Here is a 14,123-nt window from a genome sequence, read left to right on the forward strand (position 1 = left end):
ATCGTCGGCCCGACCAGTCGGTCGCGTCGCTCGATCCGTGCCACACGTGGCGGTCTGTGGTGTTCCAATTTAGACCATGGCACGAATGCATACACGCCGCCGCGGCTCGTCCGATTCGGACAAGCCAGTGGCAGATGACCCACCGGAGTGGAGCGACGTAGACGAAGACGCGATCGAGGAGCGCGTCGTCGAGCTCGCCGAACAGGGCCACAGCCCGAGCGAGATCGGCGTCAAGTTGCGCGACGAAGGCGTCCAGGGGACACCGATCCCGGACGTCTCGCTGGCCACCGGCAAGAAGGTGACCGAGATCCTCGAAGACAACGACGCCGACCCCGAGATTCCGGAGGACCTCCGGAACCTGATGGAGCGGGCCGTGCGCCTCCGGGAGCACATGAACGACAACCCCGGCGACGCCCAGAACAAGCGCGCGCTCCAGAACACGGAGTCGAAGATCCGCCGTCTCGTCGACTACTACCACGGCGACAAACTCGACGAGGACTTCACCTACAGCTACGACGTCGCTGTCGAACTCCTCGAATAGATGTCCACCACCGGTCGCCAGTCAGGAGACGGGGCTCACGACGCCGCCAGTAGCCTCCGCGAGGCTGGACTCGTCCACCTCGCCCCTGCAGCGACCGGTGACGCCATCGCCGCGACGGGCGTTCTCGCCCGTGCGCTTGATGCCGTCGACGTTCCGTTCCAGATCAGCGTCGTCCAGACGCCAGCGGACGCCGCTCGCGCGACTGAAGCGGATCGAACCGTCGCACTCGGCCGAGCGAGTCCGGACGCGGATCGGACGCTCGGTTCGGGTCGACCGGCCAGCGTGGCGGCCTTCGAGGTTGCCCGGTCGCTCGACGCGACGACAGCACAGTCGGCTGATGTCGCCACACTTGCCGCGACGGGCGTTGTTGGGGCCGGCGAGGAGCCGACTGACCCGATCGCCGAGGCACTCGAAGAGGCCGATATCGAGCGTCGACCGGGCGTGGCCGTCCCGACGGCTGACCTCGCCGATGGACTCGCTCATTCGACGCTCGTCCACGCGCCCTTCTCGGGTGATCCGGAAGCGGCCAGGGCGACGCTCATCGAACACGACGCAGCCGACCCGGGGGACGACGAAGCGCGTCGTCGCACGGCGTCGATCGTCGCGTTGAGGGCTGTCGACGCCGCGGACGCTGACACCCGGGCCGCAATGGCAGTCGAAGACGTCCTTCGGCCATACGCGGGCGGCCCGTTCGAAACCGTCGGTGGGTACGCGGACGTCCTTGACGCCGCTGTGCGTGAACAACCAGGCGTCGCAATCGCGCTGGCACTCGGCCACGACGCAGTCTCCGAGGCAGCGCTGTCGGCCTGGCGGACCCACGCCGAGCGAGCCCACGACGCCGTTCGGGACGCGACCGTCCGGCGACACGCTGGACTCGTCGTCGCGGAGACTGCGGGGCCGACCGGCACTGTCGCCCGCCTGCTGCGGGACTTCCGTTCGCCCGAACCGCTCGCGCTCGTCGCCGACGGCGACCGCGCCGTTCTGGCGACAGTCCCGGAGTACGACGCACGCGCGACCCTCGAATCGGCCACCGAGTCGCTGGAGCACGCCGGGGCGGTCGCCGGTGACGCCGACCGGGCGCACCTGACTGTCTCCGGCGCAACCGAGACGCTGGTCGCGGCCGTTCGCGAGGTGATCGCCGATGCGTGAGCGCCGAGCGACGATCAGGACGACCCACGAGGACGAAGAGACGGCGTCGCGGATCGCCGCGGCGCTGGCACCGGACAACACCGCGGAGATGACGACGACAGTCGAGGCGGCGACCGTCGAGACGACGATCGACCGGGAGACGACTCCTGGACTCGCCGCGACGGTCGACGACTACGTCGTGAACCTCTCCGTCGCCGTACAGCTATCGAACGAGAAGACACACCCTACTCATGAGTGAACGATCAGTATCACGACAGACACAGGAAAAGCGGTGGTACACCGTGATCGCGCCCGAGGAGTTCGGTCGCGAGGAACTCGGCACCACCCCTGCAGACGAACCGGAACAGGTGCTCGGCCGGACCATCGAGACGACCCTCGGTGACCTCCGGAACGACGCCGGCGAGAACAACACGAAGCTGACCTTCAAGATCCGCGATATCGGCAGCGACACGGCCTACACGGAGTTCATCCGACACGAACTCACGCGGGACTACCTGCGGAGTCTCGTGCGCCGTGGCTCCTCGAAGGTCGAGGCCTACGTCACCGTGCTGACGACGGACGACTACCGCGTCCAGATCCAGCCCGTCGCGCTGACGACGAAGAAGGCCGACGCGAGCCAGGAGCAGGCCATCCGCGAGCAGATGGTCGAGATGATCGAAGAGGCCGCCGAGGAACGGACCTTCGACGACCTGATCGACAGCGTCGTCGAGGGACGGCTCTCGAGTGCGATCTACAACGAGGCGAAGACGATCTACCCGCTTCGCCGCGTCGAGATCCAGAAGACGACGCTCGAAGCCCATCCCGAAGAAGTCGCCGAAGAGGAAGAGACGAGCGTCGACGTCGAGGAATAACGCCGTTTCTGCTTCGGTTTCGGTTGCAACGACCGGCGATCAGTCATCTGTTTCCTCCACGTCACCGACGAGGATGACGCCGGCCATGTTGCTTGACTCGTGTGGGATGCAGACGTACGAGTAGCGGCCGGGTTCTTCGAAGGTATGTGAGAACGTTTTGCCGGCGTAGATCGCGCCGCCACCGCTCTCGTACCACGCGTCGCGGGCCCCCTGCTCGGTCTCGTAACCGCCGGAAGCGAAGTATTCGGTTCCGTCGGGGAGCGTGTTTTCGTATGCCGTAACGGTGTGGGCGTGAGTACTCGTGTTCTTCCAGGTCACTGTCGTTCCAGGTTCGACCCGATACTCCGCGGGGAGGAAGGCGCTGCTGGACATCCCGATATCGTGGTCCGCATCGCCCGCGCCACGTCCGAGACAGCCGGCGAGGCCGGCCGCGAAGGCGCCCGTCGTCGCGAGGAACGTCCGCCGATCGACCATGCCCGACCTTGGGCCGAAGGCGACAAAGGCTTCGCGGTCCCCGCCGCCCCTGCCGGGACAGCATCGCTAGCCAGTCTCTCGGCATGGATCGAACCGACTAAGTCGACCCTGGCCAACGCCAGGATATGCAACTGCGGCCCCGATTCCTCGGGCGACTCGGCGTCGCCGACGTCGTCACCGTCGCCAACATCGTCGTCGGGTTCGTCGCGATTATCGTCGCCCCGCTGGATCCGGCGCTCGCCGCCCGGTTGATCCTCCTCGCGGCGATCGCCGACGGCCTCGACGGCCTGATCGCCCGTACCTACGGCTCGACGCCCGTCGGCGAGTTCTTCGACTCGCTCGCGGACACCGTCTCCTTCGGCGTCGCCCCGGCCGCCGTGGTCGTGAGTCTGGCCGGCGATGTCGTCCACCTCGAAACTATCGAAACCCTGGTCGGTTCCGTCGAGGCCGCACTGGTCGTCGGCGTTCCGGCGTTGTTCGTCGCTGCCGCGGTGATCCGGCTGGCGATGTACACCGCCTACGATATCGAAGAACGCGTCACGGAGGGCGTCCAGTCGACGCTCGCGGCGACAGTCCTTTCGGCGGCGGTCCTGGCCGTCGATATCCCGCTGGGCTGGCTGATTGGCGCGGTCGGCCTCCTCGCGTATCTGATGATCACCCGGATCCCCTATCCTGACCTTCGAACTCGGGATGCGTTGAGCATGGGTCTCGTCCAGGCCGGAGCAGTACTCGCCCCCGGCCTCGCTTCACGGGCGTTTCCGCGACTTCTCCTTACGGTCGCGCTGGCGTATCTGTTGCTCGCGCCACGGTTCTATCCACGGGTCGAGAAGTGACGGACGACTGGGGCCCAGTGCTGGACTTTCGACAGGAGTGACTCCCTTCAGATCCCGCGATTGCGGCCAACTGTGGCGGGAAGGGAAACGCTCTTGGCCGCGACAGTCCCAGTCGAGACCATGACTAACGGTGACGACGACGCCGAGCCGGACGAAACTGACGGGGCGTCCGGAGAGGGCGAGGAGCTCGGAGTCGAGGACTTCGAGGCGCGTCTCGACGAGGCCGAGGACACGCTCGATGCTGCCGAGACGGAAGCCGACCTCGATGCCGTCGAGGAGACGCTGTCGGCCATCGAGGACGACCTGGCGGACGCCGACCTCCCGGAACCGGACGAGGACGAGGACGATCCTCAGGAAGCGCTCGAAGATCGGCTGAGCGACCTTCGGGACGGCGTCGACGAACAGCGCGGTCCATACGTCGAAGACGTCGCCGAACAGATCGAGACCGCCGCGGGGACGGTCAGCGAGACGCGTTGGACTGACGACGGCGAGGAAGAAGTGATCGCTGCTGTCGAAGCCTTCGGCGAGGCGGTCGCCGAGCACGTCGACGTGAACGGCGCGGGCGACGTCCAGGCCGCAAGCGAGGCACTCACCGCAGCAAGCAATGTCGTCGCCGATCTCGATCTTGATCCCGACGACGACAGCGAGGCGATCGCGTCGCTGCTCGACGCGGCCGAGACCCTCGCCGATGACATCGAGGCCGCCGAGGCCTTCGACGACCTCTCCGTCCGGGCAAAACTCCGCTATGAGGGATTCTACGAGGTTATCGAGGGCGAGCACCGCAAGGACTTCCCGCCGGAGCTCAACGCCGTGCTTTCCTGGGAGCACCGCTACAAGCAGAGCCGCGATCCCGACGACATCGAGCAGATCCTCCTGGCACTCGATCTCATGGACTCGGAGTTCATGGAGGAGAACATCCTCGACGCGTTCGAGCGAGTCGGCCCGCCCGAGGCGTTCGATCCGGTCCACCAGCGTGCCCAGCGCCGGGACAAGCAGGCGATCCGCGCCCTTGGGAAGATCGGCGACGAGCGTGCGGTCGAAACGCTCGCCGACTTCCTCGACGGGGATCCCGCACTCCAGCGCGTCACATTGCGCGCCCTGGGCGAGATCGGCAGTACGGAGGCCACACAGGCGGTGGCGAACTGTCTGGCCGACGACAACGACAGCGTCCGGAGTTCGGCTGCTCGCTCGCTTGGACTCATCGGAGATACGCGAGCGATCGACCCCCTGGCGGACGTCCTCGCCGATGACGACGCCGACGACGCCCGGGCCAGCGCGGCGTGGGCGCTCAACCAGATCGGGACCGAACGCGCCAAAGAGATCGCCGCCGAGTACGCCGACGACCGCGCCTACGTCGTCCAGGTCGAGGCCGAGAAGGCCGCCGGCGTCTGACCGGCCGCGGCCGGAGACAACGTTCACCGCGCCCCGCGATTTTATATACCAGAACCAACCCAGCACTCGCCGTGCGTCGTGCGTTCGCCTGTCTGGTGGTCGGGCTGGTAGTGGGGGTGTTCGGGGCCGGTATCGCGGTTGCGGGGCCCGGTCCGAATGCGACCGAGCAGACGCCCGCCAACGCCTCCATCGAAGCGATCTATCCGAATCCGGTCGCCGACGGTGACGCCGGTGAGTACGTCGTCCTCTCAGTGGCCAGGGAAACGAACGTGACTGGCTGGTCCCTGGCTGACGATCACTCGACGGCACGGCTCCCGAACGCGACCGTCTCCGGCCGCTTCGCGCTCTCGACCGATCCGGCGCGGGCGCGCAACTACACGGATGTGCCCGTCTACACGCTCGATGGCCACGTTCCACTGGCCAACAGCGGCGAGAACCTGACGCTCCGGGACGGCCAGCGGACTGTCGCCAGTGTCAGCTACGAGGACACCCCCGAGGGGGAACTCGGTCGCGTCGAAAACGGGACGATCGTCTGGGAGCCACTCGGGGTGACGAACTTCGCCGTCCGGCGGGGCGATGGCGGACAGGTGCGGACGTTCGTCCTTCCGGACGCGGGCGGTCTGCCGAGTGACGTGCTCGCGAGCGCGGACGACCGGATCCTGCTGGCGGCCTATACGTTCACGTCGCGGGACGCCTCTGAGACCCTCATCGCCGCGAGCGAGCGCGGTGTCGACGTTCGGGTGCTCGTCGAGGGTGGGCCGGTCGGGGGCATGAGTCGACGGCAAGCGCGATTCCTCGATCGACTCGCCGCGGGTGGCGTCGAAGTGAAAGCCGTCGGCGGCGACGCCGCCCGCGTCGATCACCACCACGCGAAATACGCCGTCGTGGATGAGCGGGCGATGGTGCTGACCGAGAACTGGAAACCCGCCGGTACAGGTGGCCGGTCGAGTCGTGGCTGGGGCGTCGTCCTGTCCGATTCGTCGCTCGTCGATGGGCTCGTCGACACCTTCCGGGCGGACGCCCGGTGGCGCGATGCGATTCCGTGGCGGGAGTTCCGTGAGGGCCGGGAGTTTAGTGAACCCACGCCCTCCGACGGGAGTTTCGCCCGCCGCTACGCCCCACGGCGACACGACGCGAGGGGTGTGGCCCTGCTCGTGGCTCCTGACAACGCCGAGGCTGCCGTCATTGAGCGCCTCGACGCCGCCGAGACGTCGATCGACGTCGTCCAGGCCGGTGTGGGCGGGGCCAACCAGTCGTTCGTCCGGGCGCTGAAACGCGCCGCCGACAGGGGTGTCGAGGTGCGACTGTTGCTCTCGCGAGCGTGGTACGCCGTCGAGGAGAATCAAGCAGTCGCCGACCGACTCGAACGGTGGGCCAAGAAGGCAGACGCGTCACTATCAGTTCGGCTGGCCCGACCACGCGATCGCTTCGGGAAGATCCACGCCAAGGGCGTCGTCATCGACGGCGAAACCGTGCTGGTGGGGAGCCTCAACTGGAACGATCACTCGGCGCGGGAGAATCGGGAGGTCGTCGTCGCGCTGGCGGGGCAGGGACCCGCCGGATACTTCGGTCGTGTCTTCGCCGACGACTGGCAGGCGGCCGTCTGGCGGCTGTCCGTTGGCCTCTCCGTGGTCGTGGCCGTGGCAGCCCTCGGGGCGGTTCTCATCGGTCGACGTATCGAATTCGCCGACGCCACCGGAACCACCGGCGAGGACAGGCTTCTGGCGGAGGATTTCGGCGAACTACCCGATCGGGAGTTCTGAAGATGTCGAGAATCAGCACCCAGAAGTTCGCTTTCGCGCGCGTCAGACGTCGTCGGGGAGTGCGGCCGAACTGTGGAGTTCCTCGTCGATCTCGGCGTCGGCCATCTTCTCGACGAGAGCGTCGACGACGTCCTCGCGTCGTCCCTCGACGAACTTGATCGAGCCGACGACGAGGTGGCCGCCGCCGCTGACGCCGCCACTCGGGATCTCCTCGCGGAGTTCGGTGACCATCGTCGGGATGTCCAGCCGGACGCCGTCACTCCGGAGCACGGCGAAGTCCGGGCCGTACCCGATCGTGATGACGGGATCGCCGGTCTCCTCGACCTTCCGGTCGTGGATGGTCCCCGTCGTCTTGCCAGGGGCGGGGTAGGTGAACCGCCGGGCGGCGTTCTCGACGTCGAGGCGGTAGAGATGTGCGCCGTTGTCGAGTTCCTCGTGCTCGACGTGGTCTATCGCCGCGTCGAGTTGCTCCTCCACGTCGCGTTCGGCCCGCGTCGCGAGGAACTCAACGATCTCCTCGTGGCGATCGCGATCGTCACACGCGACGTTGAGGACGTCGGTGATCAGCGGGCCGCCGTCGTCGTAGCGAAGCCAGTGAGTGGCGTAATCGAGCGCCTCACCGATGTCACGGAGGTCCGCCTGCTCGTAGCCGACTCCCTCGGCCAGTGCGAGGTAGTCGGTCATCGCCTCGGCCTCCGAGCGGTCGGCCAGGCCGGCGACCGCCGGGACGTGCGTGAGGTCGTCGGTCAGGTCGGGGTCGATCATGCGGGCGAGTTCGACACACAGCATGCCCGTCGTGATCCGGTAGTCCTCGTCGTGAAGGTAGGGATTGACGTGGTCGTCGACGAGCCCCTCGACCGCTTCGGGGTCGGGGTGGTGGTGATCGATCACGACGATCGGGACGTCGTAGTGGGCCAGATTCTGGTAGGCTGGGACGTCCTCCTCGGTCGAGCCGTTGTCCAGCATCATCAGCAGCGGGAGCTTCTGGCCGTGGCGCTCGCGACTCTCCAGGGCGTGATTGAGGTCACGGGTGACGTCCTCCATCTCGTAGTACGGCGCACGGCTCGGGAGGCGCTTGAGCAGGTGCCGTGAGGCGTCGGCGTCGGCATGGACCTCCTCGATGAAGTTCTCGAGGGCGACTGCAAGCGGGACGCTCGCGGCGATCCCGTCGCCGTCGGCGTGATGGCGCATCCGAACGGGGCGTCCTTCGAGCACGGCGCGACGGAGTCGGCGGGCGACAGCTTCGAGATCATCGAGCAGTGGATCGAGTGCGTCCCACTCGACGAGCGGTTCGACATCGTGAGGGGCGGCGGCCTCCCGGGTTGACTCTTCGAGTCGAGCCTTGAGATCAACCGCGGCTTCCTCCGTGACTCGCTCCAGGGATTCGACTTCGATCTGGATGCCGCCGTCGCGTTCCTCGACGCGCCCGCGGATCTGGACCAAATCGTTGATGTCGACGTCGGGGTATGCCCTGACGCCCGCGTCCTCGAAGGCGGCACACGGGACGACCGACTCGCCGTCCCGAATATGGAAGATCGTGGGGCCTCCGGTCTGTTTGATCTGGACGACTTCACCTTCCAGCCGAACTGATTCGCCGACGTTGTCAGTGAGGTCGGGACTCTCGACGTCCGTATCGGCTTCGACGGCAACGGTGCGGTAATCGCCCGGCCGACGTTCGGCGAACGCGAGATCGCCGTTTTCACGGACGTCTTCGAGGGCGACGATGAGTTTGTCGCCGCGGTTGTAGCCGCCATGGAGGTTCGACTCGTGAACCAGCCCCGAGACTTCCTCGGAGAGATCGACGAAGACGCCGTACTCGACGACGCCGTTGACTGTCGCGTGGTACTGCTCGCCCGCTTCGACGTCCTCAAACGTACAACGAGGATCGAGATCGTAGACGACCGGACGGTCGCCGTCCGAAGAATCCGGATCGGCGCTTCCGGCGTTGGAATCTGACGAAATCGGCATTGTGTATGTGCGTTCGGCGTCGTCGCCGTTTTAAGCTTTGGAAACGACCGTCAGGGCTTCTATGCTGGAGGCCGGTCGCTCACATCCGGGTTGGGACACGCCCACAGCAACGGCGGGAGACAGTGCCGATCGTTCGAGGTTGATCGCATCGGAACCCTTAGAAGGAACCCGGCCGGAACGGGAACCATGCGGCTGTTTCGCTCCGCGGGTGTCGTCGGCATCGCCGAGGCCGCCCTGTCGTTCGCGCTTGCAGCCAGTCGCGACAGCCACCCCCACGAGTACATGGGGATGCTCCGGGGCGAGGATGCGCGTTCGCTCGGCCTCGACCGGGACGGGACAGTCATCACGGACGTCCTCGTCATTCCGGGGACTGAATCGAATTCGGTGAGTGCGACCGTCAAGACGAGTATGATTCCCAACGATGTCCAGAGCGTGGGCTCGGTTCACTCTCATCCCAACGGCGTCCTCAGACCGAGCGACGCCGACCTGGCTTCCTTTCAGCGTGGGGACGTCCACCTCATCGTCGGCGCCCCCTACGAGCGCGGCGACTGGCAGGCCTTCGACAGCGACGGGGAGCCGATCGAATTGCCGGTTTTCGACGTCGAACCACCCGAGGAGTCCTTTTTCGACTTCACGCAGGAAGATATCGACCGGGAACTCCGCGAGGAGAGCGACAACTGGGAGGGACGGCGCTGAATGACCACCGTCGTCGCCCAGGGCACCTTTGACTTGCTCCATCCGGGCCACCTCCACTATCTCCGCGAGGCCGCGGGCATGGGTGATCAGCTTCACGTCATCCTCGCCCGGCGGGAGAACGTCACCCACAAGGACCCGCCGATCCTGCCGAACGAACAGCGCCGCGAGATGGTCGCCGCGCTCGAGCCGGTCGACGAGGCGATCGTCGGCCACGCCGATGATATCTTCGTCCCTGTCGAGCGGATCGACCCCGACATTCTGGTGCTCGGCTACGACCAGCATCACGACCGGGGGGACATCGCCGACGTGCTCGCCGAACGCGGGATCGACTGCGTGGTCAAGCGGGCCAGCGAGTACGAACCCGATTACGAAGGGGCCGTCCTCTCGACGGGGCGGATCATCGAGCGGATCCTCGAAACGCGGGACTGACGTCTCCGGCCGGCCCTCTGTCGACGTGGCACTCTCCGTCCGGAGGGAAACGTTTAGGTAGTCCACACTTGTAGACGGAATAATATGTCAGTGGATACAAAGCGCCAAAACGGGCAACTCGACGTCGGGACGGGACTGATCGGCGTCGGCACGCTGGTGGCGATCGTTGGCGCGTTCCTCCCGTGGCTCACGGCCGGTGGCTGGCTTGGCGAGAGCACCGCCAGTGGTCTCACTATGATTTCGGACGCGGCGCTGCCGATCTACAGCCCGATCCTGACCGTCGGGCTCGCCGTTCTCGCCGTCGTGTTGAGCGTCGGTGTACCGGACAACGACCTTGCCCGGATGGGTGAGATCGCCGCCGGCGTCGTGATGGCCCTCGTCGCCGTGATCTTCGTCGTCTCGCCGGAGACGGTCTTCGGCGGTGGGATAGAGGGTGCCTTCCGCGATGCCGTCTCGGACCCCGGCATCGGGATCATCGCGACGCTGGCTGCGGGCATCGCGATTGCCGTCGGCGGGGCCGTAAACATGTCCGGGTGAGCGAACGATCGTGCTATAGCAAGTCTGCCTCGGCCAGTCGCTCGACGCCTTCCCGGAGTCGCTCCCGACTCGCCGCATACGAGAGCCGGACGTACCCCGGCGTCCCGAACGGGCTCCCCAGAACAGTCGCGACTCTGAGATGTGTTCTGTCTGCGGTCGAGACTATCACCCGTCGATCGCCGCTATGATCGTCTCTGTCGCAGCCGGCACCGCCTCTGCCACGAGCCGGGTCCAGACGTACTCGCTGTGAGCGCTCGCGACTGTCTGCAGGTCTGGGTCAGATTCCGTCAGTGCATCGTCCGCTTCAGTGAGTGTTTCGGCGAGTCGGGATCCGACGAACCGCTCCAGTGGCTGATCGGATCCAACCAACGTCTCGACAGCCTCGATAGCCTCCTGTCGCGTGCTCTCGATAGTCGCGGCGTCAGGAGGGAATAGATCTTCCCCGTCGTCGATACGGGCGATCACCGTCTCGAGGGCGTCGAGGGCGGCATACACCCAGTGGGTTTCGCGAAGTCGATAGGCCGGGTAGGATCGCTGGTCGGACCAGACGACTGTTCGCAAGTCGTAGTCGGGATATACTTCGCCAAGCTTCTCCCCCAATAGCGCCATTCCCGGCTCACCTTGCCGGACGTCCCGCTCGACGAGCGCGTCCCTGTCGGGCCGTCTGTATAGCTTCTCGTCCGACTCCGACGGCCGGAACTCGACCAACCGTTCTCTGGTGGGTTCAACCAGCGTGGCGACGGCTTCCTCGAGGGCGTCACCGACGGGCTCGGGATCCGTCAGGCTCGATTCGTAGCGGTCCCGAACGAATCCGGCTGCGGTCGTCCTCGCCCAGGCGCGCTCGTTTGTCGCGGCGTATCGGCCGATGCGGAGGGGACTCGTGGTGCCCCCGGGGAGCATGTCGTGATCTGTCTCGGAGAGCCCGGACTCCAGGGCACCGTAGACGACGACCGCCGACTGGGTGTCGGCGGCCCGGCCCGGTAGCGCTTCTTCGGCCCGTTGTACCCTGTCTTCCGCCTGGGTGTTCGTGAGAACGACGTCGGCCGGCGACCGGTCGACAAGGACGGCTGCCCAGATGGCCGCCGCGCGCCCGGCGTGTGCCGCGGCATGGGCGGCGGCCTCGACAGTCCTGACAGTTCCGGACGCCGATCGCATCCCCTTGAGGGCCGATCGCGCTTCAGCCCGATGATCCACGATCGCCTCCCGGATCGTTCCGTTCGGGAGGCGTTCGGCAGTGAGCGGCTCGGGGACCGTTGCCAGCCGGCTCTCGACGCGCTCGCGGAGGTCACCACGCTGGGCCTCGGTCAGCGTCACCGGAATGACGGCGGGCCGATCCGGGACCGGTCGGTCGGTGACCGACTCGAGACCGGAGCGGTCGAAGGCCGGTGGATCGTCCCAGAAACCGTTAGTGCTACCGAGACAGCCCGCAGTGGCCCCTGCGGCGGCGAGTGCGAGAAGGCCTCTGCGCGTATACAGTCGGGTCATCGGTTCTCACCCGCGGTGTCGTCGGTTGTCGTGGTACCCCCCACTGTCGCGTTGCTCTCGATGACAGCATAGTCGGTGGTGCTCCCCTCACACGGGAAGTGGCCACTCGAGCCGCCGGAGTGTAGGTCCATGTCGACGACGGCCGGCAATCGAAAGCAAAGGGCCATGCCGACCCGGGTGTCGGCCGCACACTGCTCGTCGGGCGGCCGGAGTTCACTGCAGTACTCGTACTCGACGTCGCTGTACTGCCAGGTCACCGAGTGGATCCGGTACTGGTAGCAGGACTTGGGCCGGATGTGTGTGACGTAGACCGTCTCTTCGCTGAAGTCCGTCGCGTTCAGGAACTCCCGCGTCGCGGTCACATCTTCCGACGGCACACCCGGCTGGAACTGCAAGGCCTCAACCGTCTCCGTCGATCCCACCAGAAACCTGCCACCGGACTCGTCCTCGGGTGGGTCGAGGACGCGCCGGCCGTCGGGGTTCCGGGGTTTCACAACTGGCGGATCCGAGACGCTACCTGAGTTTTCGACCGTTGCGCGGTCGGCCTCACGACGGGAGGGGTCGGTGTCGTCGTTGCTCTCGTGGCCATCGCTGCTCACACACCCTGTCAGCCCGAAAACTGCCGGCACTGCCCCGTGGAGGACCTGGCGGCGAGTTGGGGACATACCTGTCGGTGAAACGGAACAGACTAAGTACTTTTCGTATACGATACTGAACGAAAGACGCTACAGCAAGTCGGCTTCGGCCAATCGCTCGACGCCTTCCCGAAGTCGTTCCCGACTCGCCGCATACGAGAGCCGGACGTACCCCGGCGTCCCGAATGGGCTTCCCGGGACAGTCGCGACGTGGGCTTGCTCGACGGCTTTCTCGGCCCAGTCCTGGTCATCCCCATCGACAGGGAGCATCATGTAGAATGCGCCTTCCGGCTCCGGCACCTCCTTGCCGTGTTCGGCGAACAGATCCACGAGCATGTCCCGTCGCTGCTGGAAGGCCGCACACATTTCCTCGATGGTCTCGTCGGTGTTCCGGAGGGCTTCGACGCCGGCGTGCTGGACGAAGTTGACTGCGCAAGTCACGGAATGGGAGTGGAGTTTCCCGGCCTGCTCGATCAGCGATTCCGGCCCGGCGAAGTAGCCAAGTCGCCAGCCCGTCATCGCGTAGGCCTTCGAGAAGCCGTTGAGCGTGATCGTCCGGTCTGCCATCCCCTCAAGCGTCCCCAGACTTGTCGCCTCGCGGCCGTCGTAGGTAATCTCCTTGTAGATTTCGTCGGAGATCACCGTGATATCGTGCTCGACGGCGAGATCCCGGACGCCCTCCAGTGCGGCGTCGGAGTACACCGACCCGTGGGGGTTGCCCGGCGAGTTGACGACCAGCAGTTCGGTGTCGTCGCTGACGGTTGCGGCCAGATCGTCCAGCGCGGGTTCGAGGTCGAAGTCGTGGGCGGCGGTGTCGACGCGAGTCAGGCTCCCGCCCGCGAGTTTGACCATCGCCTCGTAGGAGACCCACGCGGGATCGAGCAGACACACCTCGTCGCCGTCGTCGATCAGCGACTGGATGACCTCGTACAGCGCCTGCTTGCCGCCCGGCGTCACGAGGACGTTGTCGGTCCCGTACTGTGTGAGCCCGTCGGCCTGCAGTTTCTCGACGATGGCTTCCTTGAGTTCGGGGATACCGTTCGAGGGAGTGTAGCCCGTCGCCCCGTCGTCCATCGCCGCCTTGGCTGCCTCCTTGATGTTCTCCGGCGTATCAAAATCCGGTTCACCGACGCTCAGATCGACGACGTCGACGCCGTCGGCCTCGAGTTCGGCGGCGAGGTTGCTGATCGCGATGGTCGCGCTCGGTTCGACTCGTGTGACGCGTTCGGCGAAGTCCATGTGTATCTCTCTCCGTTCGGGTCGCCGGCGACAGTTCCTCACGAACCGGCTCCCGCGTTTCGTGGTGGGTGATGACCGCGCGGTGGGTAAAGGTGTACCGCTCGACAACCGCGTTCGGGTCACTCGTCCAA

15 protein-coding genes and 1 pseudogene are annotated in these 14,123 nt (G+C 66.2%); 10 read left to right on the forward strand and 6 right to left on the reverse strand.

Going from position 1 to position 14,123, the window contains the following annotated elements:
• Window positions 1-76 precede the first annotated feature (76 nt).
• The 4 genes from SVXhr_RS04380 to SVXhr_RS04395 are packed head-to-tail and all read left to right on the forward strand — an operon-like array spanning window position 77 to window position 2,541.
• Complete coding sequence (locus tag SVXhr_RS04380; RefSeq protein ID WP_275739796.1) at window positions 77-541, forward strand: 30S ribosomal protein S15; 465 nt, start codon at window positions 77-79, stop codon at window positions 539-541.
• The gene (locus SVXhr_RS04385) at window positions 542-1,690 is read left to right on the forward strand and encodes a recombinase RecJ (protein ID WP_275739798.1); all 1,149 of its coding nucleotides are present in this window, start codon (window positions 542-544) and stop codon (window positions 1,688-1,690) included.
• The gene (locus SVXhr_RS04390) at window positions 1,683-1,928 is read left to right on the forward strand and encodes a KEOPS complex subunit Pcc1 (protein ID WP_275739800.1); all 246 of its coding nucleotides are present in this window, start codon (window positions 1,683-1,685) and stop codon (window positions 1,926-1,928) included. Before SVXhr_RS04385 ends, SVXhr_RS04390 begins: the two co-directional genes overlap by 8 nt.
• The gene (locus tag SVXhr_RS04395) at window positions 1,921-2,541 is read left to right on the forward strand and encodes a 30S ribosomal protein S3ae (RefSeq protein WP_275739802.1); all 621 of its coding nucleotides are present in this window, start codon (window positions 1,921-1,923) and stop codon (window positions 2,539-2,541) included. The genes SVXhr_RS04390 and SVXhr_RS04395 overlap by 8 nt, the downstream gene beginning before the upstream one ends.
• A 39-nt stretch (window positions 2,542-2,580) precedes the next feature.
• Here the strand turns inward: SVXhr_RS04395 and SVXhr_RS04400 are convergent, their stop codons facing one another.
• Window positions 2,581-3,015 carry a plastocyanin/azurin family copper-binding protein gene (locus SVXhr_RS04400; RefSeq protein ID WP_275739804.1) on the reverse strand — a complete coding sequence of 145 codons (435 nt, stop codon included), beginning with the start codon at window positions 3,013-3,015 and terminating at the stop codon, window positions 2,581-2,583.
• A gap of 125 nt (window positions 3,016-3,140) precedes the next feature.
• On the opposite strand from SVXhr_RS04400, the gene SVXhr_RS04405 reads away from it, so the two are divergent.
• The 3 genes from SVXhr_RS04405 (at window position 3,141) to SVXhr_RS04415 (ending at window position 7,003) form a co-directional block, all read left to right on the forward strand.
• Window positions 3,141-3,848, forward strand: a complete 708-nt coding sequence (locus SVXhr_RS04405; protein WP_275739805.1) for a protein sorting system archaetidylserine synthase — start codon at window positions 3,141-3,143, stop codon at window positions 3,846-3,848.
• A gap of 120 nt (window positions 3,849-3,968) precedes the next feature.
• On the forward strand, window positions 3,969-5,240 hold the full coding sequence (locus tag SVXhr_RS04410; RefSeq protein WP_275739807.1) for a HEAT repeat domain-containing protein: 1,272 nt from the start codon (window positions 3,969-3,971) through the stop codon (window positions 5,238-5,240).
• A 71-nt stretch (window positions 5,241-5,311) separates the two neighbouring features.
• On the forward strand, window positions 5,312-7,003 hold the full coding sequence (locus SVXhr_RS04415; protein ID WP_275739809.1) for a phospholipase D-like domain-containing protein: 1,692 nt from the start codon (window positions 5,312-5,314) through the stop codon (window positions 7,001-7,003).
• Window positions 7,004-7,045: 42 nt separating this feature from the next.
• Here SVXhr_RS04415 and SVXhr_RS04420 read toward each other — a convergent pair whose 3' ends face one another.
• Window positions 7,046-8,971 carry an OB-fold nucleic acid binding domain-containing protein gene (locus tag SVXhr_RS04420; protein ID WP_275739811.1) on the reverse strand — a complete coding sequence of 642 codons (1,926 nt, stop codon included), beginning with the start codon at window positions 8,969-8,971 and terminating at the stop codon, window positions 7,046-7,048.
• A 186-nt stretch (window positions 8,972-9,157) separates the two neighbouring features.
• Between SVXhr_RS04420 and SVXhr_RS04425 the strand changes: the two genes are divergently transcribed.
• From SVXhr_RS04425 to SVXhr_RS04435, 3 genes are all read left to right on the forward strand, one after another.
• Window positions 9,158-9,667 carry a Mov34/MPN/PAD-1 family protein gene (locus SVXhr_RS04425; RefSeq protein WP_275739813.1) on the forward strand — a complete coding sequence of 170 codons (510 nt, stop codon included), beginning with the start codon at window positions 9,158-9,160 and terminating at the stop codon, window positions 9,665-9,667.
• Window positions 9,668-10,096: an FAD synthase gene (locus SVXhr_RS04430; RefSeq protein ID WP_275739815.1), complete on the forward strand. Its 429-nt coding sequence runs from the start codon at window positions 9,668-9,670 to the stop codon at window positions 10,094-10,096.
• A gap of 84 nt (window positions 10,097-10,180) precedes the next feature.
• Window positions 10,181-10,633: a hypothetical protein gene (locus SVXhr_RS04435; RefSeq protein WP_275739817.1), complete on the forward strand. Its 453-nt coding sequence runs from the start codon at window positions 10,181-10,183 to the stop codon at window positions 10,631-10,633.
• Window positions 10,634-10,646: 13 nt separating this feature from the next.
• On the opposite strand, the pseudogene SVXhr_RS04440 reads toward SVXhr_RS04435, so the two are convergent.
• The 4 genes and pseudogenes from SVXhr_RS04440 to SVXhr_RS04455 form a co-directional block, all read right to left on the reverse strand.
• Window positions 10,647-10,766, reverse strand: a pseudogene (locus SVXhr_RS04440) (pyridoxal phosphate-dependent aminotransferase); the annotation flags it as partial.
• 32 nt (window positions 10,767-10,798) lie between these two features.
• A complete protein-coding gene (locus SVXhr_RS04445; RefSeq protein ID WP_275739819.1) occupies window positions 10,799-12,118 on the reverse strand; it encodes a hypothetical protein in 1,320 nt (439 codons plus the stop codon).
• A complete protein-coding gene (locus SVXhr_RS04450; protein ID WP_275739820.1) occupies window positions 12,115-12,783 on the reverse strand; it encodes a hypothetical protein in 669 nt (222 codons plus the stop codon). Before SVXhr_RS04450 ends, SVXhr_RS04445 begins: the two co-directional genes overlap by 4 nt.
• A 60-nt stretch (window positions 12,784-12,843) precedes the next feature.
• Window positions 12,844-13,998 carry a pyridoxal phosphate-dependent aminotransferase gene (locus tag SVXhr_RS04455; RefSeq protein WP_275740872.1) on the reverse strand — a complete coding sequence of 385 codons (1,155 nt, stop codon included), beginning with the start codon at window positions 13,996-13,998 and terminating at the stop codon, window positions 12,844-12,846.
• Window positions 13,999-14,123: the final 125 nt, after the last annotated feature.

Source organism: Halorhabdus sp. SVX81 (genome assembly GCF_029207715.1).
GTDB lineage: Archaea > Halobacteriota > Halobacteria > Halobacteriales > Haloarculaceae > Halorhabdus.

What these genes read in the sequence shown, in the direction of transcription:
- SVXhr_RS04380 (WP_275739796.1), top strand. Translation starts at nt 77, where the DNA reads ATGGCACGAATGCATACACGCCGCCGCGGCTCGTCCGATTCGGACAAG.
- SVXhr_RS04385 (WP_275739798.1), top strand. Translation starts at nt 542, where the DNA reads ATGTCCACCACCGGTCGCCAGTCAGGAGACGGGGCTCACGACGCCGCC.
- SVXhr_RS04390 (WP_275739800.1), top strand. Translation starts at nt 1,683, where the DNA reads ATGCGTGAGCGCCGAGCGACGATCAGGACGACCCACGAGGACGAAGAG.
- SVXhr_RS04395 (WP_275739802.1), top strand. Translation starts at nt 1,921, where the DNA reads ATGAGTGAACGATCAGTATCACGACAGACACAGGAAAAGCGGTGGTAC.
- SVXhr_RS04400 (WP_275739804.1), bottom strand. Translation starts at nt 3,015, where the DNA reads ATGGTCGATCGGCGGACGTTCCTCGCGACGACGGGCGCCTTCGCGGCC.
- SVXhr_RS04405 (WP_275739805.1), top strand. Translation starts at nt 3,141, where the DNA reads ATGCAACTGCGGCCCCGATTCCTCGGGCGACTCGGCGTCGCCGACGTC.
- SVXhr_RS04410 (WP_275739807.1), top strand. Translation starts at nt 3,969, where the DNA reads ATGACTAACGGTGACGACGACGCCGAGCCGGACGAAACTGACGGGGCG.
- SVXhr_RS04420 (WP_275739811.1), bottom strand. Translation starts at nt 8,971, where the DNA reads ATGCCGATTTCGTCAGATTCCAACGCCGGAAGCGCCGATCCGGATTCT.
- SVXhr_RS04425 (WP_275739813.1), top strand. Translation starts at nt 9,158, where the DNA reads ATGCGGCTGTTTCGCTCCGCGGGTGTCGTCGGCATCGCCGAGGCCGCC.
- SVXhr_RS04430 (WP_275739815.1), top strand. Translation starts at nt 9,668, where the DNA reads ATGACCACCGTCGTCGCCCAGGGCACCTTTGACTTGCTCCATCCGGGC.
- SVXhr_RS04435 (WP_275739817.1), top strand. Translation starts at nt 10,181, where the DNA reads ATGTCAGTGGATACAAAGCGCCAAAACGGGCAACTCGACGTCGGGACG.
- SVXhr_RS04445 (WP_275739819.1), bottom strand. Translation starts at nt 12,118, where the DNA reads ATGACCCGACTGTATACGCGCAGAGGCCTTCTCGCACTCGCCGCCGCA.
- SVXhr_RS04450 (WP_275739820.1), bottom strand. Translation starts at nt 12,783, where the DNA reads ATGTCCCCAACTCGCCGCCAGGTCCTCCACGGGGCAGTGCCGGCAGTT.